Source organism: Citrobacter sp. Cpo040 (assembly GCF_030332915.1).
Classification (GTDB): domain Bacteria; phylum Pseudomonadota; class Gammaproteobacteria; order Enterobacterales; family Enterobacteriaceae; genus Citrobacter; species Citrobacter portucalensis.
Genome location: NZ_JAOWGX010000035.1, coordinates 177,333 through 202,487, shown reverse-complemented (window position 1 = coordinate 202,487; position 25,155 = coordinate 177,333). Strand labels below are relative to the sequence as shown.

The window sequence follows — 25,155 nt, the reverse complement described above, 5'->3', positions numbered from 1 at the left end:
GCGGCGTTAACGCCTCATCCGGCCTACAGGAACAATAAATTATTGCGGCATGGCGTCGCGGGGGATAATCGCCCCACGATGCTGAATGACGGTGCTTGCCGTCAGGTGGCCTCGTTTTGCGGCTTCGGCAGCATCGCCACCGGTCAGACGGACCGCCAGATACCCGGCGCTGAAGGAGTCTCCGGCCGCAGTGGTATCGATCACTTTCTCTTTCGGTAGTTTAACTGCAGGAACGTCGATCAGTTCTTCGCCTGCAATTGAAACCAGGCAAGAGTCTGCGCCACGCTTCACAACCACTTCCTGAACGCCAGCAGCGTGAGTACGGGCAATCACCTCGGCAACGGGTTTTTCACCCCACAGTGCGTCTTCATCGTCCAGCGTCAGGAATGCGATATTGGTGCATTCCAGCATCTGCTGATACACCTGCTGGGTTTCTTCTTTGCTGCTCCACAGACGTGGGCGGTAGTTATTGTCAAAAATGACCTTTCCGCCGTTGGCACGGCATTCACGCAGCAATGACAGCAGCTTGTCACGGCTTGCCGGGCTTAAAATCGCCAGGCTTATTCCGCTCAGATATAAGTAGTCAAATGTCGCCAGCTCTTCGCAAATCGCGGCAGACTGATCGCTCTCCAGCCAGAATTTTGCGGCGGCTTCATTACGCCAGTAATAGAAGGTGCGCTCGCCAGTGCTGTCGGTCTCAATGTAGTAGAGACCCGGCAGGCGGTTTTCCATGCGTTGGATTAATGAGGTATCTACGTTTTCACCCTGCCAGGACTCCAGCATTTGTTGGCTAAAACTGTCGGTACCCAGTGCTGTCACATAGTGTACGGAAAGTGCCGCCGCATCGACCTGACGGGCGATATAAACGGATGTATTCAACGTGTCGCCACCGAATCCGCGCTGAACGTCAGCGCCTTTCTGTGACAGCTCAATCATGCATTCGCCAATCACGGCAATCTTTCTGGACATAGTCGTAACCTGCTCTGAAAAAAATTAGCGTTAGTGTGCGCTGTGGGTGTTAAGTGGTCAACTATATTAAAACATCGTTCCATTATTTTTTTGAGCCAGCACGTGTTCTGCGTTGTTTTTGCCGCTTAGTTTTTATTTTTGCGCACAGCTGAACGTAAAGTTCTTCGTCTGAGCGCCGATAACCTTTGACGAGTCCGGTCAGTCACACTCTTATTTACAGGACATCTCAGATGATAAAGCAGGTTACCCAGCAGCTCATTACGCCCGATGCGAGTATTGAAAGCTTGCTGGAAAGACGCTATTGGCTGCAGTGCGAGCGTGCTTACACCTACCAGCCAATTTACCAGACCAACGGACGGCTGATGGCCGTTGAACTGCTGACCGTCGTGAGCCATCCTGATAACCCTTCCCAACGTATTGCACCAGACCGCTATTTTGCTGAAGTGGCTGTACGGCATCGTGTTGATGTAGTGAAAGAGCAACTTCTGCAGCTTGAGCTGAAAGGGGGCTTTTTCAGAGCCAACAACCTGCTGGCTTCAGTGAATGTCGATGGACCAACACTCATTGCGATGCGTCAGGATCCCGAAATCCTGAAAATCATTGAAGGCCTGCCGTGGCTGCGTTTTGAGCTGGTGGAACATATCCGCTTGCCGAAGGGGTCGTCGTTCGCCTCAATGTGCGAGTTCGGCCCGCTCTGGCTGGATGACTTTGGTACCGGAATGGCGAACTTCTCGGCGCTTAGTGAAGTGAGTTATGACTATATCAAAGTGGCGCGGGATCTGTTCGTCATGCTGCGCAAGACGCCGGAGGGACGTAATCTCTTCACACTACTATTGCAGCTCATGAACCGCTATTGCCGCGGTGTCATTGTCGAAGGCGTTGAAACGCTGGAAGAGTGGCGCGATGTGCAAAACTCACCGGCTTTCGCTGCGCAAGGCTATTTTCTCTCTCGTCCAGTGCCTCTGGATACGCTTGAAGAGGTGATCCTGTCGCTTTGATGAGGGCGTAGTGCACCTCCTTTTCATCCTGCTGGACTATCTTTAGGACAGGCAAGGAAGGAAGTAAGGAGGTTAGACATGACGAAAACAGGTAAAATAACCACATCAGTAATAGGGGTTTTCTTGTTGTTGATCGTCGTACTCATCATTGTGATTGCGACATTTGACTGGAACCGGCTCAAACCGACCATCAACCAGAAAGTCTCTACAGAACTCAACCGGCCCTTTGCTATACGGGGTGACCTGGGCGTGGTTTGGGAACGCCAGAAGCAGGAAACTGGCTGGCGTAGCTGGGTTCCGTGGCCGCATGTTCATGCTGAAGATATCATCCTCGGCAACCCGCCGGACATTCCCGACGTCACCATGGTGCATCTCCCGCGCGTTGAAGCTACGCTCGCCCCGCTGGCACTGCTGACAAAAACCGTCTGGCTCCCGTGGGTCAAGCTGGTCAAACCCGATGCGCGGCTGATCCGCCTGTCGGAGAAAAACAATAACTGGACCTTTAACTTAGCTGGGGACGAAAACCGCGATCCTGATGCGCCGCCATCCGCATGGTCTTTCCGGCTGGATAACATTCTGTTCGACCAGGGACGTATCGCCATTAACGATAAGGTGACGAAGTCGGAGATTGAGATCCTGGTCGATCCGCTGGGTAAACCGTTACCCTTTAGCGAAGTGACCGGCGCAAAAGGTAAAGAGAGCAACGCCCGCGTCGAGGACTACGTGTTTGGGCTGAAAGCGCAAGGGCGATATAACGGCGAACCGCTAAGCGGTAGCGGAAAAATAGGCGGAATGCTGGCGCTGCGTGGCGAAGATACGCCTTTCCCGATTCAGGCTGATTTCCGTTCGGGCAATACGCGCGTAGCGTTTATCGGCACGATAAACGATCCGATGAATATGGGCGGGGCGGATCTGCGGCTTAAATTCTCGGGAGATTCGCTAGGGGATTTGTACGATTTGACCGGCGTACTGCTCCCGGATACGCCGCCGTTTGAAACCGACGGACGTCTGGTGGCGAAAATTGACCCGGAAAAATCCTCTGTTTTTGATTATCGCGATTTCAATGGTCGTATTGGCGACAGCGATATTCACGGAACGCTGGCCTACACCACCGGTAAGCCGCGCCCCATGCTGAAGGGTGATGTGGAATCACGCCAGTTGAGGTTGGCCGATTTGGGGCCGCTGATCGGGGTGGATTCAGGCAAAGGGGCGGAACGGGCAAAACAATCTGAACAACGCAAAGGTGAGAAGAGCGTTCAGCCTGCGGACAAGGTCTTGCCGTATGACCGTTTTGAAACCGATAAATGGAACGTGATGGACGCTGACGTGCGTTTCAAAGGACGGCGTATTGAGCATGGCAGTAGTCTGCCGATCAGCGATCTCTCCACTCATATCATCCTGAAAAATGCCGACCTGCGCCTGCAACCGCTGAAATTTGGTCTTGCGGGAGGCAGCATTGTCTCCAGCATCCATCTGGAAGGGGATAAAAAGCCGATGCGGGGACAGGCGGATATTCAGGCGCGGCGGCTGAAGCTAAAAGCGCTGATGCCCGATGTGGAACTGATGCAGAAAACGCTCGGTGAAATGAACGGGGACGCTCGGTTTAGCGGAAGTGGAAACTCGGTAGCGGCGCTGCTGGGTAACAGCAATGGCAACCTGAAACTGCTGATGAATGACGGCTTGATCAGCCGGAATCTGATGGAAATTGTGGGCTTGAATCTGGGGAACTATCTTGTCGGGCAGATATTTGGTGATGACGAAGTGCGGGTGAACTGCGCGGCGGCGAATCTGGATATTGTTAACGGCGTGGCGCGTCCGCAGATTTTTGCTTTCGACACGGAAAACGCAGTCATTAATGTCACTGGTACGGCGAGCTTTGCGTCGGAGCAACTGGATTTAACCATCGATCCGGAGAGCAAAGGGATTCGTATTATTACTCTGCGTTCACCGCTGTATGTTCGCGGCACCTTTAAGAATCCGCAGGCTGGCGTGAAGGCCGGACCGCTGATTGCGCGCGGTGCGGTTGCTGCCGCATTAGCCACGTTAGTCACTCCTGCGGCGGCCTTGTTGGCGCTGATTTCGCCGTCAGAGGGTGACGCGAATCAGTGCCGGACGATCCTGTCACAGATGAAGAAGTGATGTCTGGCCGGATGTTTATCCGGCCTGGATTTCATGCTCAACCCAGGCCGGATAAGGTGGTTATGCCGCATCCGGCAAAAGAATTACAACGACTGATGGCGGGTTTCGTGGGTCAACAGCAGTGCAATCAGCGTCAATGCCGCCATCGATGCCAGATACGTACCAACAGCCGCCAGACCATAATTCGCCTGCAACCATGCAGCGATGTATGGGGCAACCGATGCGCCGAGAATCGACGAAACGTTGTACGAGAACGACGCCCCCGTGTAGCGCACTTCGGTCGGGAACAGCTCCGGAAGCAGTGCGCCCATTGGGCCAAATGTCAGACCCATCAGGCTTAAGCCCAGCAACAGGAAGGCGAACACCAGCACCGGATTGCCAGAGCCGAGCAGCGGTTTAAAGGCAAACAGCGCAAACAGAATGATCAGCGTGGTGATGATAAGCATGCTCTTGCGGCGACCAAACGCATCGGCCAGCAGGCCCGCCACCGGTACCATGACGCCAAAACCAATAACCGCCATCATCAGCATCCACAACACTTCATTACGCGGCAGGCCAAGCCCTACGGGCGCTGCGGCGGTACTGAACGTCATCGAATAGACGGTCATGATATAGAACAACGTATAGGTCGCCAGCATGATGAACGTGCCGAGGATCGTCACGCGAACATGTTTTGTCAGTAGAGTACCCAGCGGGATTTTCACCTGTTTTTTCGCCGCGGCTACTTTGGCGAAGACCGGGGATTCATGCAACGAAACGCGGACGTACAGACCGATAATCACCAGCACCGCGGAGAAGATGAACGGTACGCGCCAGCCCCAGCTCATGAATTGTTCGTCGGTCAGCAGCCAGGAGAGCAGCAGAAAGGTACCGTTGGCGAAGAAGAAACCGATAGGCGCGCCCAGCTGCGGAAATGATCCGTACAGCGCGCGTTTGCGCGGTGGCGCATTTTCCGTCGCCAGCAACGCTGCGCCGCCCCATTCACCGCCCAGACCTAAACCCTGACCAAAACGCGCCAGCGCCAGCAGCAGTGGGGCGAAAATGCCGATAGTTTCATAGCCCGGCAGCAGGCCAATGACGACTGTCGAGATCCCCATGGTAAGCAGTGAAGCAACCAGCGTGACTTTACGGCCGACGCGATCGCCGAAATGTCCGAACACCGCGGAACCGATTGGTCGGGCCACAAAGGCGATAGCAAAAGTGGCGAGGGACTGTAGCGTAGCCGCGGTCGGATCCCCCTGCGGGAAGAAGATATGCGGGAACACGATCACCGCGGCGGTGGCGTAAATATAGAAGTCGAAGAACTCAATGGCGGTGCCAATGAGCGAGGCGACGACAACTTTATTGCGCGAGTTGACCGGGGTGTGTTCCTGTTCGTTGTCGAGTGTTGTGGCTGTTGCTTGCATAATATTTTCTTATTTTTGGCCGAACGAAAGGTCATATTACGCACAGCAAAAGAGACATTTCAATCTGTAACAAACTTTGAGACCGGTCAAAAATGGAGCAAAAAGGGGATAATTTTTAGGCTTGAGATTTCACTTCCATGAAATGCTTCACATAATTTAAAACTTGGATGATAAAACTGGTTTTTGGTTAAATAAAAGTTACGGGTTGGATTTATTCACTAAATCAGTGAGAGCAGGCGGCATTATAATTGCCGGATGGGGCTGCGCTTATCCGGCCAACAATACTCTCCCGTAGGCCAGATCAGCGCAGCCCCATCCGGCCAGTTAACAAAGATTAGCGGTGTGTTTTCCCCGGCATACGCGGGTCGTCTTTGTATTCCGCCGTGGCAATCCAGGCTGCGCAAAACAGGGTCAGACGAGCGAAGAAGTAGAAGAATGCCATCAGTCCAAGCACGGAACCAAATGCCGCGCCTGACGGCGACTGCACCAGTGATGGCAGCGTATACGTCATGATCATTTTGATGACTTCAAACCCCAGCGCCGCGATAAAGGTACCGCGTATGAGCGCTTTCTTACGCGGTCGGTGACGCGGTAGCCGCCAAAAAATCCAGAAGAACAGCAGGTAGTTGGCGAAAATAGAGATGGTCAGGCCGATCAGTCGCCAGGCGGGCTTCAGCCATTCGATACCGTCGAGATACAGCGCAGAGATAATCATCTGCTGGGCGGAACCGGCGATAGAGGTAATGGACAGAGTAACAATCAGCGCAACCAGTAAGCCAATCAAGGAAACAAAATCACGCAGATATTTGACCCAAATTTTTTCCTGATCCTGCGGCGTACGTTCCCAAACATCCCGCGACTGGGCACGAATCGCTTCGCGCAGGTTCCCCATCCAGTTAATGCCGGAATAGAGCGCGATACCCAGCCCAACCAAACCTACGGTCGTACGCTGCTGAACGGCGGTATTGATGGTGTTTTTCAGCGTAGAGGCGAGCGTCGGATCGCTGACGTTCAGCAGAATCTTGCTGAAGATATCCTGCAACAGCGTAGGGTGCGAAGCGAGAATAAAACCCGCGGCGGCAAACGACACCATCAGGATTGGGATCATCGACAGAAACGAGAAGTAGGTAATGGCGGCGCCAAACTGATTTCCCATACGATCGTTAAACCGCTCTGCGGCACGAATAAGATGGGCGATGATGGGCTGGCGTTGAATTTTATCAGCGAAGGTCAGCGCGGTTTTCAGCGCCTGGTTCGCTTTAGCGTTTTTCTCCGGCGCGGCGGAGGCTGATTTATGTTCTGGCGTAGGGTGTTTTGCGTCTTGTTCCTGCGTCATCCGATCGGTTGTCCTTATTTTGTTCACTCATGACATTATAGCCTGCTCAGGGGCGCATCCTGAAAAATGGACTAATCCACATAGTCTTTCATCACGCCAGTCAGCCATTCCATAAACAGATGTATCCGGCGGGAGAGGTTGCGCCGATGCGGATAAAGCAAAGAGACTGGCATTGGCTCGGCGCGATATTGCGGCAACACTTCGACCAGCGTACCGGCGCGCAGGGCATCACGCACGCCAACGCGCGGCACCTGAATAATGCCCAGACCGGCAAGGCATGCCGCGTGATAGGTTTCGGTACTGTTTACCGTTAGCATGCCGCCGGTTTTAACCCATTGCGTGCCGTTTTCTGTCGCCACTTCGAAACCTTGCGCACGCGTTCCCAAATTGACCGAGTAATGCACCACTGCATGCGAGGCAAGATCCTCCAGGCTTTCCGGGTAACCAAAGCGGGTGAGGTATTGCGGGCTGGCGCAGTTAATCTGCGTGAGTTTCCCCAGCGGGCGCGCAATCAGCCCTGAATCTTTCAGCGTACCTACGCGTACCACACAGTCGAAACCTTCGCGGATCAAATCCACCAGGCGGTCGCTGCTGCTGAGTTCGAGTTCCAGGCCCGGATACTGATGCAAAAAGCTCGGTAAGCGGGGCATCACCAGGTTTCTTGCTACACCGACCGGCATATCAACGCGCAGCTTGCCGCTGATGCTGGACGGATCGTGATGGAACAGCCCATCCAGCTCATCCAGATTACTCAACAGATCTTTCGCGCGTTCGTAATAGATCATGCCGTCTTGCGTGAGCTGAACGCGGCGTGTTGTGCGGTGCAACAATTGCGTGCCCAGATGATTTTCCAGAGCCTGGATCTGGCGCGATACGCTACCTTTAGGAAGTCCGAGGGTGTCTGCCGCGCGCGAAAAGCTCTCCAGTTCTGCGACGCGGATGAACAACTGCATTGCGTGAATTTTATCCATTCTCATGCCCTATTGTTGTTCTAAATGAAACAGTAATGCGCAGTTAGCAGTATTTATTGTTCTTCTATCACCTAATAAGCTTTGTCTCAATCTTCACAACACCTGAAATGAGGTTTCTTATGACGCAACGTATCGCATTGGTGACTGGCGGCGGCCGTGGACTCGGTAAGAACGCGGCGCTGAAGCTGGCGAGTAAAGGAATCGGTATTATCCTGACGTGGAACAGCAATGAAAAAGAAGCGCAGCAGGTTGTGGATGAAATACGCCAATCTGGCGGTAAAGCGGCGGCATTACCGTTGAATGTCGGTGATATTTCTACATTCCCTCAGTTTGTTCAACAGGTGCAGGGAACGTTACAAACGCAGTGGCAAAGTAACGCATTTGATTATTTATTGAACAATGCCGGGATCGGCATTAACGCACCGTATCCGGCATTTACTGAAGCGCAATTTGACCAACTTTTGAACATCCATTTTAAGGGCCCCTTTTTCCTGACGCAGAGCTTGCTACCGCTGATGAATAAAGGTGGTCGCATCCTCAATGTCTCGACCGGGCTTGCCCGCTTTGCGCTACCGGGTTACAGCGCATACGCAGCCATGAAAGGTGCGATGGAAGTGTTAACCCGTTATCAGGCAAAAGAGCTGGGAGAGCGCGGCATAACGGCGAATATTATTGCGCCAGGCGCAATAGAAACGGATTTTAGCGGCGGAAATGTGCGGGATAATGCGCAATTGAATGCGTACATTGCATCGCAAACGGCGCTGGGACGCGTTGGTTTGCCGGATGATATCGGCGATGCAATTGCTGCGCTGCTTAGCGATGAACTGGCCTGGATGACGGCACAGCGTATCGAGGTATCCGGCGGAATGTTCCTGTAAACCCATAAGGTGCTTATTCAACATGTCATGGCATGCGTTGAATAAGCACTTAATGCTAGATTGTATTTTGTAACAGATTTATCCATTGTCGTAGATATCTTATTTTTAGCTAAAAATATAAAATCATATTAATTAATATTCATTGTCTTATCATGAGCATCGAATATTAAGACTTTCCCTAATTTTCGAACCTGTTTTTGTTCCTTTGTATGATCCTTCGGGTTGAGCTGTAACTATTCATAACTTCTGCTTCTTTCTTCCCCATCTATCGGTAAAATGGCCCCCCGCCAAATGGTGACTTCTTATTTTACCCTATGGGTAATACCCTTCCGCATGTTAAGGCTAATATCCTATTCGGATGGAGATAAATAATGCAGGTAGTAATGTTTGACAGGCAGTCAATATTTATTCATGGAATGAATGTAAGTTTGCAGCAACGTATTCCAGGAGTGGATGTTCAGGGTGTCAGTCAGGCAGATGAACTTTGGCTGACGCTGGAAGATAAACCCGAGGCATTAGTTATATTGGATGGCGACCTTGATGCTGAGTTCTGCTGTAGCTTGCTGCAACAGATAGCAGAGCGCTTTGCGATGGTGAAGGTGCTGGTGACCGCAACGGACTGCCGTAAAAAATGGCTGCAAGAGGTCACTAAACTGAACGTGCTGGCCATTGTTCCGCGCGATTCTGACGCGGAAACCTTTACGCTGGCCCTCAATAGCGTCGCGATGGGTATGATGTTTATCCCCAGAGACTGCATAACCGCTACCGAAAGCGGTGGGCAAAATATCAGATTGCTCAGCGCGCGTCAGCGGGAGATTTTGACCATGCTGGCCGCCGGAGAATCTAATAAACAAATTGGTCGACTGTTAAATATCAGTACCGGAACGGTAAAAGCCCATCTTGAATCGTTGTACCAGCGCCTGGAGGTAAAAAACCGTACGCAGGCGGCAATGATGTTAAACAACACCATTTACTAGGAACATATTTCACAGTCAGAATATTTCTGGCTGTGAAATAAACACCGGCCAGATATTTTAGCGCAAAATTGGGTAATTCCCACACTGAATATCCACGTAATTAATGCTTCCAGCTGAAACCTGTCTTTTATTTGCGTCATTTCCTTATGGATGAATGCCTCGCAGATCCTCATATCTGCGAGCAGCAATGTTTCTGCCTGCATCACCGTAATTGGGGTATCAAAGGATTCATTGGCGGTGATTTCGTGTCCGTAGCCAATGACCCAGATGCCTTTTTTGTCCTGATACTTTTCCAGCGACAGGCCCTGCCATTGCTTAATAAATGCAATACAAGCGGGCGTGAAATGCGTCGAACGCAGCGGCATAATAGTCTCTGTGCAAAGAGACCTATTCTAAAAAAAACACGCCGTTACGCTAGTTGCCTGACAGCCAGTATTTACCGCAAAACGACCTATGCCGTGGGCGGCTGATATTCCTGTTTTAACAGACCAAAAATCCAGTCATCGTGCCAGGTATGATGTAGCCAGTAGCTTGCGCGTAGCGTGCCTTCATGAATGAACCCGACCTTTTCCAACAGACGCCGTGAGGCTTCGTTTCCTGCGGTGACACAGGCGGTCAGTCGCCGCAGACCGCCGCTGGCAAATGCGTATTCACACACGGCATGCAGAGATTCAGCGCCATACCCTTTACCCTGCGCCTCTGGGGCGAGCAGAAAGCCAACCTCGGCACACTCATTGCTCTCCTGAATGTATCCTGTCACGCCAAGCGGTGCTCCCGATGTCTTATCGCACAGGAGCAGACATAGCCAGTGCGGGCTGCCGGGAAACCATTCAGGCAGGCGGGAGTCGAAGGCTGTCCGTATTTCCTCTTCAGTACGTGCGTCAGCGACAAAGCGCATCACATCTGGGTTCTGCTGTAGCGTTAAGAAGAACGTCCAGTCATTTTCTGTCAGTGGGCGGCAGAGCAGACGTGATGTTTGCAGTACAGGCACAGGCTTATCTCCAGAATAATTTTCAATGATTGTGCGGAAGTCACTGTAAAACTTATTTATTTGCTATATGAATGTGTTCTAGTCTACATCGGCACAACGTTGCGTTTAAAAAAGATAATTACATACCATTGTGAGGCCGCACGTTTTGGGTCCTTTTAGGGAAGATGATGACCAATAGCGCGTTACAAGCGACATGTACACCCTTTGAACATTGTCTGGGGATTATCCGCCAGGCGTCGGTAGAAATATTACTGCTGCTAGGCGTACATGCCGCAGAAGGCAAAGACCCACGGTGGTTTCTCGAGCAACTGGATCAGGCACGACTGAATCTGGGCGGCTGGGGGGCTGTCGCCAGACGGTTGCAGATGAATGATGCGCAATTGAGCCAGTTCACTCTGCGGCTACGTCATCTTCAACAGAGTGTACCCCAATATGAAAATGGCCAGGACGTCAGTGAAAACCAGCTGATTTCAGCGCTGCGCTTTGTGGCTTCTCTGGAACAATTACGCCAGCAACAGCCCATCCTGAAGTATCAAACCGAAATTGCACCTGTGGAGCCGGATGCTCAGATGCGGGCGCAGCGTCAACTTCGCGCAATAGAATTAACCCTCAAATCTCTGATTGCACGGGTATGGCCGGATCAACATCCTCTCAACAGCTTTCTGAAACAGCACTTTGGTGGTGAACGTCTGCGTCGCTGGCTAAAGTTGGGCGAAGGACGAGATGCGCTGGACGGTATGATGTTTAGCGAGTTGGCGCTGATGGTCGTCGATAAGAAATTATTCGTTCGCCACTTTACGCAGATTTTTAACGATACCTCAGTGCTCATGTCATTTGTTGAGCCGCGCATCACGCTACGCATGTTTTTGGATGATTGCCGCCTGGCTCGTAACTGCGTTATCGCGCAGCAGCCGCTGACGTCGGTACAACTGATGTTGCTGGACTACCAGTACCGACAGATAACTCATCCTGTGCAACGGGCATTTGAAGAACGGCGTACGCGCATTAATCCTGCGTCGTATTTGGAATCTGATGAGGCCATGGTCCGCCAGTTTTGGGAAACAGCAAAGCAAAAAGACGAGCAAGCGGGAGGCGATAAGCATGAAATCGCAGACAGTATTGATCCGCCGGAAAAGCGGGCCAAGCGCACTGCGGAAGAACGTGAACAGCTGATTTCCGGTATGTTGTGGGTAGCGGTCGGCGTGATGGTGCTGGCGATTTCGCTGGGTGCGTTCTGGTTATTCACTTCGCCAGCGCCACAGGCGTCTTCCGGACAATCCGTTGAAATTGTGCAGGAGGAACCGCGACGCGATGCCCCCAGCGCACGGGAGGCGGTGACCAGAATGGGCATCACCTGGGATGCCTTTAACATGCGTGCGGCTATCGATCGCAATGACACCCGCGTGACGTCACTGTTCCTGCAGGGCGGGATGGACTGGAAGCTGGCGTGGACGGAGCAGGCGTTTTCGGCGGGCAATACAGAGGTGTTGAGACTGCTGCTGCGTTACCCTTCGCAGATGGATGAAAGCAAACCATGCCGACAGTTTATGACTACGCTCAGCCATGCGATGTCGAATGGGGCATCGCTCACTTCGCTGCATAAAAGTTATCTGCAAAGTTTTTGTTCCGTGCCTGCGGTCGTTGCGCGTCAGCAATATGATCTTGAGCAGGCCGAGCTGCGTGTTCGCGCCCAGCCAAGCCCTGAGAACAAGAAATGGCAGAAAATTCACGCCGAGCTGTACGATGCGATTAACTAAAAGCCTGATGACTCAGACCGTCAGCTGCTAGGGTTCGCCATACAAACCGATGAGTCGGCGCACCACGCCATTGGTCCAGCCAAAGCCGTCCTGCAACGGATATTCCCCACCGCCGCCTTCGCGCGGCGCTGCGTCGGCTATGTGGTATTTTTCGATAAGTTTGTGGTGTTCCTGATAAAAGAGATTCACCGTTTTCAACCAGTTACGGGCAATTTCATCCCCGAGATGGTCGTCACCGTACAGTTTGAAGCCCTGGATCGCCATCCACTGCAGCGGCGCCCAGCCGTTGGGTTTATCCCATTGTTCCCCGGTTTCATGCTCCGTGGCTAAAATGCCACCGGGCGTGAGCAGGCGACTGCGAACTGCGTTAGCAAGCCGATCGGCTTGTTCATGCGTTGCCATACCGACATACAGCGGCACAATACTGGCGGCAGAAAACAGGGCCATTTGTTCGCGCCGCCAGTCGTAATCGCGATAGCAGCCGTTTTCATCGTCCCAGAGATAGCGGTTTACCGCATCACGACGATCGCTGGCTTTCTGGCGAAACAGTGCTTCCGTTTCTTTGTCACCTTTCAGCGCGGAAATATTGGCGATAGTGCTTTCCAGCTTGTAGAGGAATGCGTTCAGGTCAATTGGGATGAACTGCGTGGTGCGTATGCTGGCAAGGCGGCCTGCGTCGCGCAGCCAGCGCGATGAATAATCCCAGCCAGAAGCCGCGCCCGCGCGTAAATCCCGATACACTTCATTGGGCGGGCGACCCGAATGCTTGGCGGTCTCGACGTCTTCAAGCCATGACTCATCGCGCGGCGTATCACGATCGTCCCAATAGCGGTTAAGTAGAGAGCCGTCCGACATTCTGATCACGTGGCGGTAGGCCTGGTTGAGTACCAGGGAATCGGCGCCATCCATCCAGAACGCGTACTCCATTTTTAGATGATCAAGGTAACGACGCGCGCCGCGTACGCCATCTTCTTCAAACAGCTCCACCATCAGGGCAAAAACGGGCGGCTGTGAGCGGCTCAGATAGTAAGTACGGTTGCCGTTCGGGATGTGACCATAGTTTTCAATCATCCAGGCAAAGTTATCTGCCATACATTTCAGCAGATCTTCGCGGCCGCTCTCTGCCAGACCCAGCATGGTAAAGTAGGAATCCCAGTAGTAGGTTTCGCTAAAACGCCCGCCTGGCACAATGTATGACTGCGGTAACGCCAGCAGAGAGGACCAGGGAATGTGATCCTGCGGCTCGCGCGTCAGCACCGGCCACAGTTGATCAATATGTTCTTTCAGCGAACTTTCCGGGTCAGAAACGTATTCGCTGGAGGGCGTTTCCGGGAGCCAGAAATGGTTCTCGACGAAGCGTCGCAGATCGAAGTCCCGATGGCGTTTAACCTTGCGATAACGGATTAAAATGTCCAGCGGGTCCATTTTGGGCGCACAATCAGGGAAGGTTTTACTATCCGCAAACAGTTTGGATGACTGGACGTGTTCGAACAGTTCGAGATAACGATCGGCAGGAGTTAACGCATCTGAAGCGGGAAGCCCTTCAATCATCTCCGGCTCAGGCTCCGCCTCAATCATTTCATCCAGCTTTAACTCGCACGGATCCATTTCATAAAGCAGATCGATGTCGATCGTCATTTCTTCAGAAGGGGCGTGGGGTAGTTTCTGGTTGAGCATAATGAGAAAGACCTCCGATGGACGTTGAAAGATTAAGGCTATTGCCCGGTCGTCAGTTAAGCGTAGACACTCGCTTCGGTGTCGGGTGAGTAAAGCGTGCGGTTGATCACGTTTTAATGCTGAGCAAAATTTAAAGAATCAGACTATCCCAATGAAAATAATGGATAATTCAAAGTTCTGCATAATCTGAATATATTCCATTTTCAGAGCATTCGATTGCAACGAGGTGTGAACAGAGAAAGGTAACGTCTTATCTCTATAATAGGCGCAGGCTATTCTATTGATAGTTCTCCTCCATGTAATTGCTTGATACTTATCAAAATAGTAATCCCTTTATTTCCTATGATGGTCAGGTCTGACAAAGACTGTGCATTAATTATTCTAATTTTTCTGGGTCACAATAACTCACAACGGTGAGGGTAAAATAATGAAAATCATTACCCGTCTTACCGCGATTGCCATAGCTGGCGTCGTGATTTGTTATTTTGGATTATCCGGTTATGTGTGGTATCACGATAATCAACGTAGCAAACAGGCTGATGTTCAGGCCTCTACGCTGGAAGAAAATAATAAGGTATTAGGTTTTTTACGCGAAAAAGGATGCGATTATTGTCACACGCCTTCAGCTGAATTACCGTTCTATTCTTCTTTTCCTGTCGCTAAACAGTTGATGAATTACGACATTCAACTGGGATACAAATCATTCAATCTTGAAGCCGTTCGTGCGGCGCTGGTCGCAGATAAACCCGTTTCGCAAAGCGACCTGAATAAAATTGAATGGGTGATGCAGTACGACACCATGCCGCCAACGCGATATACCGCGCTGCACTGGGCCGGGAAGGTCAGCAATACGGAGCGAGCCGAGATCCTGGGCTGGATTGCGAAACAGCGTGAGCAGTATTACGCCAGTAACGATACCGCCGCGCAGCATCGTAATGAACCGGTACAACCGATACCAGAAAGTATCCCGACCGATGCCCGCAAAGTAGCGCTTGGCTTTACGCTTTACCACGACCCGCGTATTTCAGGCGACAGCACGATTTCTTGCGCGCATTGCCACGCCCTGAATGCAGGCGGCGTGGATGGCCGGAAAACGTCGATCGGCGTAGGCGGCGCCGTTGGCCCGATTAATGCGCCGACGGTGTTTAACTCGGTCTTCAACGTTGAACAATTCTGGGATGGTCGTGCGCCAACATTGCAGGCGCAGGCAGGCGGCCCGCCGTTGAACCCTATCGAAATGGCGTCTAAATCCTGGGATGAAATTATCCAAAAACTGGATAAGGATCCACAACTCAAGCAGGAGTTTATCGCGGTTTATCCGCAGGGATTCAGCGGGGATAATATTACCGATGCGATTGCTGAGTTTGAGAAAACGCTAATTACGCCAAATTCGCCGTTTGATAAATGGCTACGCGGCGATGAAACGGCGTTAACTGCTCAGCAAAAACATGGCTATCAGTTGTTTAAAGATAATAAGTGTGCGACCTGTCATGGCGGTATTATTTTAGGCGGGCGCTCATTCGAACCTTTGGGTTTGAAAAAGGACTTTAATTTCGGCGAGGTCACTGCCGCAGATATTGGCCGCATGAACGTCACTAATGAATTACGTGACAAGCTGCGTCAAAAAGTCCCTGGCTTACGTAACGTTGCGCTGACCGCACCTTATTTCCATCGCGGTGATGTGCCTACGCTCGACGGTGCGGTAAAACTGATGCTGCGTTATCAGGTGGGTAAAGAACTGCCGCAGGAAGATATCGACGATATCGTGGCGTTCCTTGAGAGTCTGAACGGGATTTATACGCCGTATATACAGACCCATCAGTAATTTCAATATGATAAATCGGTCACAAGATTGATTTTGTGGCCGATTTTCTTTTTTTATGCCAGCAAATGTCAGGTAAATAGTTATAATACATGTTATGGTATTTTAATAATATAAATGGATACAAATGATGGAGCAACCTGACAGCAATAGCGCAAAACCTCTCTATAAACAGCTTGAGGCATCTCTGAAAGAGGCGATTTTGCGCGGTGAATACAAGCCCGGTCAGCAGATCCCCACAGAGAATGAACTCAGTAGTCAGTGGCAAGTTAGTCGTGTAACGGTGCGTAAAGCTCTGGATGCCCTAACGCGTGAAAATCTGTTGACGCGTGTTTCTGGCAAGGGGACGTTTGTCAGTAATGAAAAGTTTCAGCGCAGTATGACCGGGATTATGAGCTTTAGCGAGTTGTGTCAGTCTCAGGGGCGGCGGCCCGGTTCCCGGACTATCAAATCGGTTTTTGAATCGGTAGATAACGAGACCAGCGCCTCGCTGGGAATGGCTGAAAAAGAGAAAGCAGTAGTCATTGAACGTATTCGTTATGCTGACGATATTCCCGTTTCGCTGGAAACCATCCAGTTACCTCCTCGTTTTGCCTTTCTGCTACAAGAAGACCTCAATAATCACTCGTTATACGCTTGCTTACGTGAAAAATATGGGCTGTGGTTTACTCATTCGCGCAAAATGATTGAGCTCGTGTATGCAAGCTTTGAGGTTGCTCACTATCTTGGGGTGAGTGAAAATTACCCTCTGATTCTAATTAAGAGTGAAATGATTGATAACAAAGGAGAATTATCTTGTGTGTCCCGTCAGTTGATCGTTGGCGACAAGATTCGCTTCACCGTGTAACCCTCCTCTTACACCCTTAGATGCTGGCCAAAATCGGGATCCGTGTCGCGGATCCCGATTTTTTATGGTTCTTTCGTTGATCAAATGTCTTTAAATGTATTATAAAAATACCAATACATTGAGAGTCATTTTGTGGGCGCTATCCGCCTGTATCATTGATTAAACCAGAGGGAACCATAATGAGCATTAAAGAAATTGTGAACGATATTGTGGCCAGCCAGGCGGAAAAAGGGGGGACTAAACATGTTTACTATGTTGCCTGTGGTGGGTCTTATGCGGCGTTTTACCCTGCAAAAGCATTCTTAGAAAAAGAGTCAAAAACGCTGAGCGTGGGCCTTTACAACAGTGGGGAATTTATCAGTAACCCGCCTGTCGCACTGGGTGAAAATGCTATCGTGGTTGTTGCTTCACATAAAGGCAATACCCCAGAAACCACGAAGGCGGCAGAAATTGCACGTCTGCATGGCGCGACCGTTATTGGGCTGACCTGGGTTATGGATTCACCTTTGGTTGCGCATTGTGATTATGTTGAGACCTATACCTTTGGTGAGGGAAAAGATGTCGCTGGAGAGAAGACGATCCAGTGTTTGCTTACTGCAGTAGAGCTTCTTCAGCAGACAGAAGGCTATGTTCACTATGACGACTTCCTTGATGGCGTCAGTAAAATTAACCGTATTGTATACCGTGCTTGCGAGCATGTGGCTGAACGGGCACAAGCATTCGCTCAGGAATATAAAGACGATAAAGTTATTTATACTGTTGCCAGTGGGGCTGGCTATGGCGCGTCCTATTTACAAAGTATCTGCATATTTATGGAAATGCAGTGGATTCATTCAGCCTGTATTCACAGCGGTGAATTCTTCCACGGGCCGTTCGAGATTACGGATGCTAATACACCATTTTTCGTGCAGCTTTCTGAAGGTAGTACCCGCCCGGTCGATGAGCGTGCATTAGATTTTCTGAAAAAATATGGTCAGCGAATTGAAGTGATAGATGCGAAAGAGTTAGGGTTGTCGACTATCAAAACTACGGTTATTGATTACTTTAACCATTCGCTCTTCAATAATGTTTACCCTGTCTACAACCGTGCGCTTGCTGAAGCTCGCCAGCATCCGCTCACTACACGTCGCTATATGTGGAAAGTAGCATACTGATTACTAAAGGATTAAGGTAAAAGCAAGGACGCTTTTTAAGATATTATAGAGCAGGGTATTATTATGAGTATTCGCGTAATAGGTATAGGTGACAATGTCGTCGATAAATACCTTCATTCTGGAATGATGTATCCAGGTGGCAATGCCTTAAATTTTTCCGTCTACGCAAAGCAAGCAGGGGCTTCAAGCGCCTTCATAGGGGCGTTTGGGAATGATGATGCGGCAAAACATATACAAGATGTATTGCATAAGTTACAGATAGATATTACCCATTGTCGGCATTATGAGGGAGAGAATGGTTACGCCTGTATTCGCCTCAATAATGGCGATCGTGAGTTTGTCACCAGTAATAAAAATGGCGTTTTACGTGAGCATCCCTTCACGCTAACGGTGGATGATCTGCGCTACATTGCCAGTTTTGACTTAGTACACACCAGCATTAATGGTTATCTGGAAACTGAGTTAGAGAAAATAAAACAGAAAAATAGTATGTTATCGTTCGATTTTTCTGGACGTGGCACCGATGAGTATTTCGCAAGAGTATGTCCCTGGGTAGATTATGGATTCATTTCCTGCAGTGGTATATCACCAGATGAAACCAAAGAAAAAATAACTAAACTTTATCAATACGGTTGTCGACATATTATTGCAACCTGTGGGCATGAGCGTGTTTATTATTTTTCTGCCGGTGGTTTTCTTGACTGGACGCCACAATATATTGAGCCAGTAGACACCCTGGGGGCGGGTGATGCGTTTTTAACCGGATTTATGCTCTCCATTATCCAATCAGGTATGGCTGAGCCCGATCGAGAAAGGGTGCTGTGTGCCATGCAGGCTGGTGGTAAATCTGCAGCGAATGTTTTGTCTGATTACGGTGCATTCGGTTTTGGTAAACCGTATTAAACCTGTTAACGCTGTTCCACTCATGTAACCCAACATTCACTCCAGATAAGCCAGGAGGAAGTATGTTTTGGACGGAATTGTGTTTTATTCTTTTAGCCTTAATGATTGGAGCCAGGATTGGCGGTGTATTTTTAGGCATGGTCGGCGGACTCGGTGTTGGCGTCATGGTATTTGTTTTTGGCCTGACGCCATCAACACCACCGATTGACGTTATTCTTATTATTCTTTCGGTTGTTTTAGCTGCCTCATCATTACAAGCCGCTGGTGGTCTGGATTTACTGGTTAAACTGGCAGAGAAAATCCTGCGCCGTCATCCTCGTTATATTACGCTGCTGGCACCTTTTATTTGCTATATCTTCACCTTTATGTCCGGAACGGGGCATGTTGTTTATAGTTTATTGCCGGTTATTTCTGAAGTCGCTCGTGATTCAGGGATCCGTCCTGAGCGGCCATTATCCATTTCTGTTATTGCATCGCAGCAGGCTATCACGGCCAGTCCAATATCGGCGGCGATGGCGGCAATGATTGGTTTAATGGCGCCATTAGGGATATCCATTTCTACAATTATGATGATCTGCGTCCCCGCAACATTAGTGGGTGTCGCGATGGGGGCCATAGCGACCTTTAATAAAGGCAAAGAGCTAAAGGACGACCCTGAATATCAACGCAGGCTTGCTGAGGGATTAATAAAGCCAGCACAGAAACAACGCGATAAAACAGAAGTTACCTTTCGCGCTAAACTCTCTGTTGTACTGTTTTTGATGAGTGCCGTGGTGATTGTGCTGTTAGGGATCATTCCTGAATTACGACCGATGGTGGAAACGGCAAAAGGGCTGCAACCGTTATCGATGTCGGCAGCGATCCAAATAACAATGCTCTCTTTTGCCTGTCTGATAGTTTTGATATGCCGACCTCCGGTGGATCAAATCATCAGCGGCACTGTGTTTCGCGCGGGGGCACTGGCTATTGTCTGCGCTTTTGGCCTTGCCTGGATGAGCGAAACCTTTGTCAACGGGCATATTGATCTGATTAAGGCAGAAGTTCAGACGCTATTACAGCAACATACCTGGTTAATTGCCATCATGATGTTTTTTGTCTCTGCGATGGTCAGTAGCCAGGCAGCAACGACGCTTATTCTTCTACCGTTGGGGCTGGCATTAGGCTTACCTGCTTATGCGCTGATTGGTGCATGGCCTGCGGTGAATGGGTACTTCTTCATTCCAGTTGCGGGTCAATGTCTGGCTGCGCTCGCTTTCGATGATACGGGAACCACGCGCATAGGCAAATATGTATTTAACCATAGCTTTATGCGGCCAGGTTTAGTGAATGTTATTGTTGCTGTCATTGTTGGACTTATTATCGGGAAAATAATTCTGGCTTGATCTTTTTAAAGCATTTCTTATATCACTGATTATTTAAATTCAGAGGGTTAAAATGAATATAAAAATATTCATCGCGGTGGCGATGTTATTTATCAGTTCAACCGTTTTTAGTGCGACAACCCAACCTCACATAATAATCTTGGCGACGGGAGGAACTATTGCTGGCACTGCCGAAAGCAATACCCAAACATCGGGATATAAATCCGGTGAGATAGGTGTTCAAACATTAATTAAAGCGGTGCCTGAGATTAATAATATTGCCAGTGTTGATGGTCAGCAAATATCTAATATTGGCAGTGAAAACATGACCAGTGACATTATTTTAAAGCTATCTCAGCAGGTGAACGCGCTGCTCGCGCGTGATGATGTTGACGGTATTGTTATTACCCACGGAACTGACACGCTCGATGAAACGGCCTACTTTCTCAATCTGACGGTTAAGAGTGATAAACCCGTGGTGTTTACTGCGGCGATGAGACCCGCAACAGCTATTAGTGCCGACGGTGCAATGAATCTGCTGGAAGCGGTCACGGTGGCCGCCGATCCGAATGCAAAGGGTCGGGGGGTTATGGTGGTTTTAAATGATCGTATTGGTTCTGCAAGATTTGTGACCAAGACCAACGCGAACACGCTGGATACTTTCAAAGCCCCGGAGCAGGGATATTTAGGGGTTATCGTCAATGGCAAACCACAGTTTGACACTCGCGTTGAAAAGACGCACACCCTGCGTTCCGTTTTTGATGTAAGAAGCCTTAAAAAGCTGCCGCAGGTAGCGATTATTTATGGTTATCAGGACGATCCTGAATATATGTATGATGCTGCTATTGCGCATCATGTAGACGGAATAGTCTATGCGGGAACCGGTGCCGGATCGGTCTCTGTCAGAAGTGAAGCCGGAATTAAAAAAGCAGAGAAAGCGGGAATCATTGTGGTGCGTGCATCCCGAACGGGCAGCGGCATTGTTCCACCGGATAAGGGGCAGCCGGGATTAGTGTCTGATTCATTAAATCCTGCGAAAGCCCGGGTTTTGTTGATGACCGCGTTAACGCAAACGAAAAACCCTGAGCTCATTCAGCATTATTTTAATACCTACTAAGGCCAGTTATTTAACGCGCTCATTTTTATGCAAAATGAGCGCGTGTCCTCCCCTTGTGGCATCCTGTTATCTCTGCTCGCCCACGAATATTTCCCACAATTCTTCTACCGCTCTGGACATTCTGCCCGCAGGCCGAAACAGTCGGATATCAATGGGTATCCATAACCCGCTCTTCTGTGAAGCCGCCGCGGCGATCGTCCCGGCCTGAACGTCCGGGGCCGCCAGACTTTCCGGCAGCCAGGCAATGCCGTCCCCGGCTTTGACCATCGCCAGCAGCGTGGCGGCCAGATCGGCGGTGAATGCGATGTCCATACCGCGTCGGGCATGATTCACCGATGACGTGTTCGAGAGGATCCTCCCCAGACCGGATTCTGCAGAGAAGGAGAGAAACGGAAATTTTTTGCCCCCCGTAGCCTGCCAGAGCGGCTGATGAGAGCGGGGATCGCATTTGGAGTAAGGTAATAACATTTCTCGACCGAGACGGACGCTAAGATATTTCGTCTGATCGAGGTTGATGTGCATGTGAGGGTGGTAATAACACAGCAGAAACTGCGCATCCCCTTTTTCAATCATCCGTTCACAGGCGCTGAGCGTGTCTGACAGCAGGCGAAATGAGCCGAAACGGGCGATTTTTTCATTATTGCGCATCAGCGCCGGAAAAAATGAGAACGACAGGGAATGCGTTGCGGAGAAAATAACATCCGGTCGGGAATTTCCCGCCGCTTCGATGGTTTCATTTCTCAGGGTGTATAGCGCCCGGATCAGTTCGGGCACCTGAGCGACGAAAACTTCCCCCGCACGGGTCAGGCTGACACCACGGCGGTTACGTTCAAAAATCGGCGTTCCAAGCCACTCTTCCAGCGAAACAATGCGCCGACTGAATGCGGGCTGCGTCACATATCGGGAAGCGGCTGCGCGGGAGAAATTGAGTGACTGCGCCAGCGCAACGCAGTCTTCAAGCCAGGTGAGTTCCAGGTGATGCCGATTTTGCATTACAGCCAGCCTCTTTGGCATTAGATCAGTAAATAGGCACTGCTTAAGATGGAGAAATACAGGACGATGGCGTCCTTAAATGCTGCCTGAGTGCATTATGCCAATAATAAACCGGCATGAGTTATCACTTTTTACAGGCGCGTAAGTGCAAGCATAACTGACCAAGAACCCGCCGGAGAAAACATGCGTATCCTCGATGTTGTAGAAATTACCAAACCCATCGCTTCCCCTATTCGTAATGCCTATATCGATTTCAGCAAGATGACGACCAGCCTGGTGGCCGTTGTGACTGATGTTGAGATAGAGGGCCGCCGTGTGGTGGGATACGGATTTAACTCTAATGGCCGTTACGGCCAGGGGGGATTGATCCGCGAACGCTTCCGTAACCGCATTCTGGACGCTGACCCGGAAAGTTTGTTGAATGCCGAAGGCGATAACCTGGATCCGCATAAAATCTGGGACGTCATGATGAGTAATGAGAAGCCGGGGGGCCATGGTGAGCGTTCGGTGGCTGTGGGTACGCTGGATATGGCTATCTGGGATGCCGTTGCCAAAATTGCCAACAAGCCGTTGTTCCGTCTGCTGGCTGAGATGAAGGGTGTTGAGGCGAATCCACGCGTCTTTGTCTACGCGGCGGGGGGTTACTATTATCCGGGTAAAGACCTGAGCGCGCTGCGTCAGGAAATGCGAGGCTACCTGAACCGCGGCTACAACGTGGTTAAAATGAAAATCGGCGGCGCATCGTTGGAAGAGGACCGTCGCCGTATCGAAGCGGTGTTGACTGAAATTGGCGATGAAGCGCGTCTTGCCGTTGATGCCAATGGACGCTTTAATCTGGAAACCAGTATTGCCTATGCCAAAATGCTACGAGATTATCCATTGTTCTGGTACGAAGAAGCTGGCGACCCGCTGGATTATTCTCTCCAGGCCGCGCTGTCAGAATTTTACCCAGGTTCGATGGCGACGGGTGAAAATCTCTTTTCTCATCAGGATGCGCGCAACCTGCTGCGTTACGGCGGCATGCGCCCGGATCGCGACTACCTGCAATTTGACTGTGCGCTTTCCTACGGTCTGGTCGAATATCTGCGTACCCTCGACGTACTGGCGCAGTTTGGCTGGTCCCCATCACGCTGCATACCGCATGGCGGTCATCAGATGTCGCTGAACATTGCGGCGGGTCTTGGTCTCGGTGGGAATGAAAGTTATCCGGATCTGTTCCAACCGTACGGCGGTTTCCCGGATTCAGTTAAGGTGGAAGAGGGTCATATCGTCATGCCAGAACTGCCGGGCATAGGGTTTGAAGGTAAATCTGACCTGATTAAAGAGATGCGCGCGTTGGCCGAATAGCGCGGGCGGCGGTGACATAACACCCCTCCGGTTGCCGGAGGAGTGTTACTTAAGCGTGTAGTGAATAACGTCTACACGTGGGCAATTAGCGCATAGTAACGAATTCTTCTGCCGCCGTTGGGTGAATCGCAACGGTGTTATCAAAGTCTTTCTTGGTTGCGCCCATTTTCAGCGCGACCGCGAAGCCTTGCAGCATTTCATCCATTCCAAAACCAATACCGTGAATACCGACAATTTTCTCTTCCGGACCCACGCAAACCAGCTTCATACGGCACGGCTGACGATGTGAGGTGACAGCGGTATACATCGCGGTAAACGAGGATTTATACACTTTCACCTGGTCATCGCCGTGCTGTTCGCGAGCCTGCTGCTCGGTCAAGCCCACGGTGCCAATCGGCGGGTGGCTGAAGACCACGGTCGGGATGTTGTTGTAGTCCAGATGCTCGTCCGGCTTGTTGTTGAACAGACGCTCGGACAGACGACGGCCCGCGGCAACGGCAACCGGCGTCAGCTCAACGGCACCGGTGTTATCGCCAACGGCATAAATCCCCGGTACGCTGGTGTTTTGGAATTTATCAACGACGATGTAGCCTTTTTCGTTGGTTTTCACGCCAGTAACGGCCAGGTTAAAGTTATCGGTGGCTGGTTCACGACCGATCGCCCAAATCAGGCAATCCACCGTTTCGCTACGGCCATCTTCCAGTTGCAGAGTCAGACTGCCGTCGGCGTTTTTAATGACCGCTTGCGGAATCGCATGAGTATGCAGGGTCGGACCTTCGGTGTTCATCACCTCGACCAGCGTCTCGACGATCATCGGATCAAAGCTGCGCAGCGGCGCGTGTTTACGCACGAACAGGTGAGTTTCTGCGCCCAGGCCGTTAATTACGCCTGCCAGTTCAACGGCGATGTAGCCTGCGCCAACAACGGCTACACGTTTTGGCAGCGCTGGCAGCTCAAAGAAACCATCGGAGTCGATACCATATTCCACGCCTGGAATATTCGGATGGCTCGGGCGCCCGCCGGTGGCGATCAAAATATGATCGGCAGTAATGGTTTCACCGTTCACTTCAATGGTTTTGGCATCAACGAAGCGCGCAAAACCTTTAATCACATCGACATTATTTTTGCCCAGCACGTTGTCGTACGAGGTATGAATGCGATCGATATAAGCGGTACGGCTGGCAATCAGTTTATCCCAGTCGAACTTATTGATGGTGGTGTCGAAACCGTAATCCGGCCCGTACATATGGATCGCTTCGCGGACCTGTGCGGCATGCCACATCACTTTCTTCGGTACGCAGCCAACGTTAACGCAGGTGCCGCCCAGCTCTTTGGCTTCAATCAGTGCGCATTTCTGGCCGTACATTGCTGCACGGTTAATGGAGGCAATACCGCCGCTGCCGCCGCCAATAGCGATGTAATCATAGTGCTTGGTCATGACCGCTCCTTTATGTTCATTGTAGGGCGGAGAAGCGTTACGCCATCCGCCAAAATATTCGCGATTGTATACCT

At 50.7% G+C, this 25,155-nt stretch carries 20 protein-coding genes and 1 pseudogene; 12 read left to right on the top strand and 9 right to left on the bottom strand.

Features of this window, described 5'->3' with window-relative positions; translation table 11 throughout:
* Positions 1 to 39: 39 nt before the first annotated feature.
* A complete protein-coding gene (gene kdgK, locus OGX86_RS13910) occupies positions 40 to 969 on the bottom strand; it encodes a 2-dehydro-3-deoxygluconokinase (RefSeq protein WP_103014703.1) in 930 nt (309 codons plus the stop codon).
* 230 nt (positions 970 to 1,199) lie between these two features.
* Here kdgK and pdeH point away from each other — a divergent pair, with 230 nt between their 5' ends.
* Both pdeH and OGX86_RS13900 read left to right on the top strand, forming a co-directional pair.
* On the top strand, positions 1,200 to 1,967 hold the full coding sequence (gene pdeH, locus OGX86_RS13905; protein ID WP_008786408.1) for a cyclic-guanylate-specific phosphodiesterase: 768 nt from the start codon (positions 1,200 to 1,202) through the stop codon (positions 1,965 to 1,967).
* A 78-nt stretch (positions 1,968 to 2,045) separates the two neighbouring features.
* Positions 2,046 to 4,106: an AsmA family protein gene (locus OGX86_RS13900; RefSeq protein WP_048215343.1), complete on the top strand. Its 2,061-nt coding sequence runs from the start codon at positions 2,046 to 2,048 to the stop codon at positions 4,104 to 4,106.
* Positions 4,107 to 4,189: 83 nt separating this feature from the next.
* On the opposite strand, the gene OGX86_RS13895 is transcribed toward OGX86_RS13900, so the two are convergent.
* The 3 genes from OGX86_RS13895 to OGX86_RS13885 all read right to left on the bottom strand — a co-directional run bounded on the left by OGX86_RS13895 (position 4,190) and on the right by OGX86_RS13885 (position 7,819).
* Positions 4,190 to 5,512, bottom strand: a complete 1,323-nt coding sequence (locus tag OGX86_RS13895; RefSeq protein WP_003023312.1) for an MFS transporter — start codon at positions 5,510 to 5,512, stop codon at positions 4,190 to 4,192.
* A gap of 334 nt (positions 5,513 to 5,846) precedes the next feature.
* Positions 5,847 to 6,848, bottom strand: coding sequence for an inner membrane protein YhjD (gene yhjD, locus OGX86_RS13890; RefSeq protein ID WP_048215344.1), 1,002 nt, complete (start codon positions 6,846 to 6,848; stop codon positions 5,847 to 5,849).
* 71 nt (positions 6,849 to 6,919) lie between these two features.
* Positions 6,920 to 7,819 carry a LysR family transcriptional regulator gene (locus OGX86_RS13885; RefSeq protein ID WP_168978693.1) on the bottom strand — a complete coding sequence of 300 codons (900 nt, stop codon included), beginning with the start codon at positions 7,817 to 7,819 and terminating at the stop codon, positions 6,920 to 6,922.
* Between the two features lie 119 nt (positions 7,820 to 7,938).
* On the opposite strand from OGX86_RS13885, the gene OGX86_RS13880 reads away from it, so the two are divergent.
* Complete coding sequence (locus tag OGX86_RS13880; RefSeq protein WP_048215346.1) at positions 7,939 to 8,697, top strand: SDR family NAD(P)-dependent oxidoreductase; 759 nt, start codon at positions 7,939 to 7,941, stop codon at positions 8,695 to 8,697.
* 371 nt (positions 8,698 to 9,068) lie between these two features.
* A complete protein-coding gene (locus tag OGX86_RS13875) occupies positions 9,069 to 9,674 on the top strand; it encodes a helix-turn-helix transcriptional regulator (protein WP_003827446.1) in 606 nt (201 codons plus the stop codon).
* A gap of 15 nt (positions 9,675 to 9,689) precedes the next feature.
* Here OGX86_RS13875 and OGX86_RS13870 read toward each other — a convergent pair.
* Together OGX86_RS13870 and OGX86_RS13865 are read right to left on the bottom strand one after the other, a co-directional pair.
* A pseudogene (locus OGX86_RS13870) lies at positions 9,690 to 10,039 on the bottom strand (glycoside hydrolase family protein).
* A gap of 86 nt (positions 10,040 to 10,125) precedes the next feature.
* Positions 10,126 to 10,665: a GNAT family N-acetyltransferase gene (locus OGX86_RS13865; protein ID WP_048215348.1), complete on the bottom strand. Its 540-nt coding sequence runs from the start codon at positions 10,663 to 10,665 to the stop codon at positions 10,126 to 10,128.
* A gap of 167 nt (positions 10,666 to 10,832) precedes the next feature.
* On the opposite strand from OGX86_RS13865, the gene OGX86_RS13860 reads away from it, so the two are divergent.
* On the top strand, positions 10,833 to 12,422 hold the full coding sequence (locus OGX86_RS13860; protein ID WP_032945303.1) for an STY4199 family HEPN domain-containing protein: 1,590 nt from the start codon (positions 10,833 to 10,835) through the stop codon (positions 12,420 to 12,422).
* 27 nt (positions 12,423 to 12,449) lie between these two features.
* Here OGX86_RS13860 and OGX86_RS13855 read toward each other — a convergent pair whose 3' ends face one another.
* The gene (locus OGX86_RS13855) at positions 12,450 to 14,099 is read right to left on the bottom strand and encodes an alpha,alpha-trehalase (protein ID WP_003827453.1); all 1,650 of its coding nucleotides are present in this window, start codon (positions 14,097 to 14,099) and stop codon (positions 12,450 to 12,452) included.
* A gap of 427 nt (positions 14,100 to 14,526) precedes the next feature.
* On the opposite strand from OGX86_RS13855, the gene OGX86_RS13850 reads away from it, so the two are divergent.
* From OGX86_RS13850 to fraE, 6 genes are all read left to right on the top strand, one after another.
* Positions 14,527 to 15,924, top strand: a complete 1,398-nt coding sequence (locus OGX86_RS13850) for a cytochrome-c peroxidase (protein WP_286640219.1) — start codon at positions 14,527 to 14,529, stop codon at positions 15,922 to 15,924.
* 124 nt (positions 15,925 to 16,048) lie between these two features.
* Entirely contained in the window at positions 16,049 to 16,768 is a 720-nt protein-coding gene (locus tag OGX86_RS13845; protein WP_087857176.1) for a GntR family transcriptional regulator, read from the top strand.
* Positions 16,769 to 16,944: 176 nt separating this feature from the next.
* The gene (gene fraB / locus OGX86_RS13840; protein WP_122984028.1) at positions 16,945 to 17,922 is read left to right on the top strand and encodes a 6-phosphofructose-aspartate deglycase; all 978 of its coding nucleotides are present in this window, start codon (positions 16,945 to 16,947) and stop codon (positions 17,920 to 17,922) included.
* A gap of 63 nt (positions 17,923 to 17,985) precedes the next feature.
* Positions 17,986 to 18,825 (top strand): fructoselysine 6-kinase, encoded by an 840-nt coding sequence (locus tag OGX86_RS13835; protein ID WP_286640218.1) that lies wholly within the window; start codon positions 17,986 to 17,988, stop codon positions 18,823 to 18,825.
* Between the two features lie 62 nt (positions 18,826 to 18,887).
* Positions 18,888 to 20,207 carry an anaerobic C4-dicarboxylate transporter family protein gene (locus OGX86_RS13830; RefSeq protein WP_048227283.1) on the top strand — a complete coding sequence of 440 codons (1,320 nt, stop codon included), beginning with the start codon at positions 18,888 to 18,890 and terminating at the stop codon, positions 20,205 to 20,207.
* 52 nt (positions 20,208 to 20,259) lie between these two features.
* Complete coding sequence (gene fraE / locus OGX86_RS13825; protein WP_048227282.1) at positions 20,260 to 21,303, top strand: fructose-asparagine asparaginase; 1,044 nt, start codon at positions 20,260 to 20,262, stop codon at positions 21,301 to 21,303.
* Positions 21,304 to 21,369: 66 nt separating this feature from the next.
* On the opposite strand, the gene OGX86_RS13820 is transcribed toward fraE, so the two are convergent.
* Positions 21,370 to 22,296 carry a LysR family transcriptional regulator gene (locus tag OGX86_RS13820; RefSeq protein ID WP_048227281.1) on the bottom strand — a complete coding sequence of 309 codons (927 nt, stop codon included), beginning with the start codon at positions 22,294 to 22,296 and terminating at the stop codon, positions 21,370 to 21,372.
* Positions 22,297 to 22,479: 183 nt separating this feature from the next.
* Here OGX86_RS13820 and OGX86_RS13815 point away from each other — a divergent pair, with 183 nt between their 5' ends.
* On the top strand, positions 22,480 to 23,643 hold the full coding sequence (locus OGX86_RS13815) for a mandelate racemase/muconate lactonizing enzyme family protein (RefSeq protein ID WP_008786398.1): 1,164 nt from the start codon (positions 22,480 to 22,482) through the stop codon (positions 23,641 to 23,643).
* An 85-nt stretch (positions 23,644 to 23,728) separates the two neighbouring features.
* On the opposite strand, the gene gorA is transcribed toward OGX86_RS13815, so the two are convergent.
* On the bottom strand, positions 23,729 to 25,081 hold the full coding sequence (gene gorA, locus OGX86_RS13810; RefSeq protein ID WP_284106095.1) for a glutathione-disulfide reductase: 1,353 nt from the start codon (positions 25,079 to 25,081) through the stop codon (positions 23,729 to 23,731).
* Positions 25,082 to 25,155 lie beyond the last annotated feature (74 nt).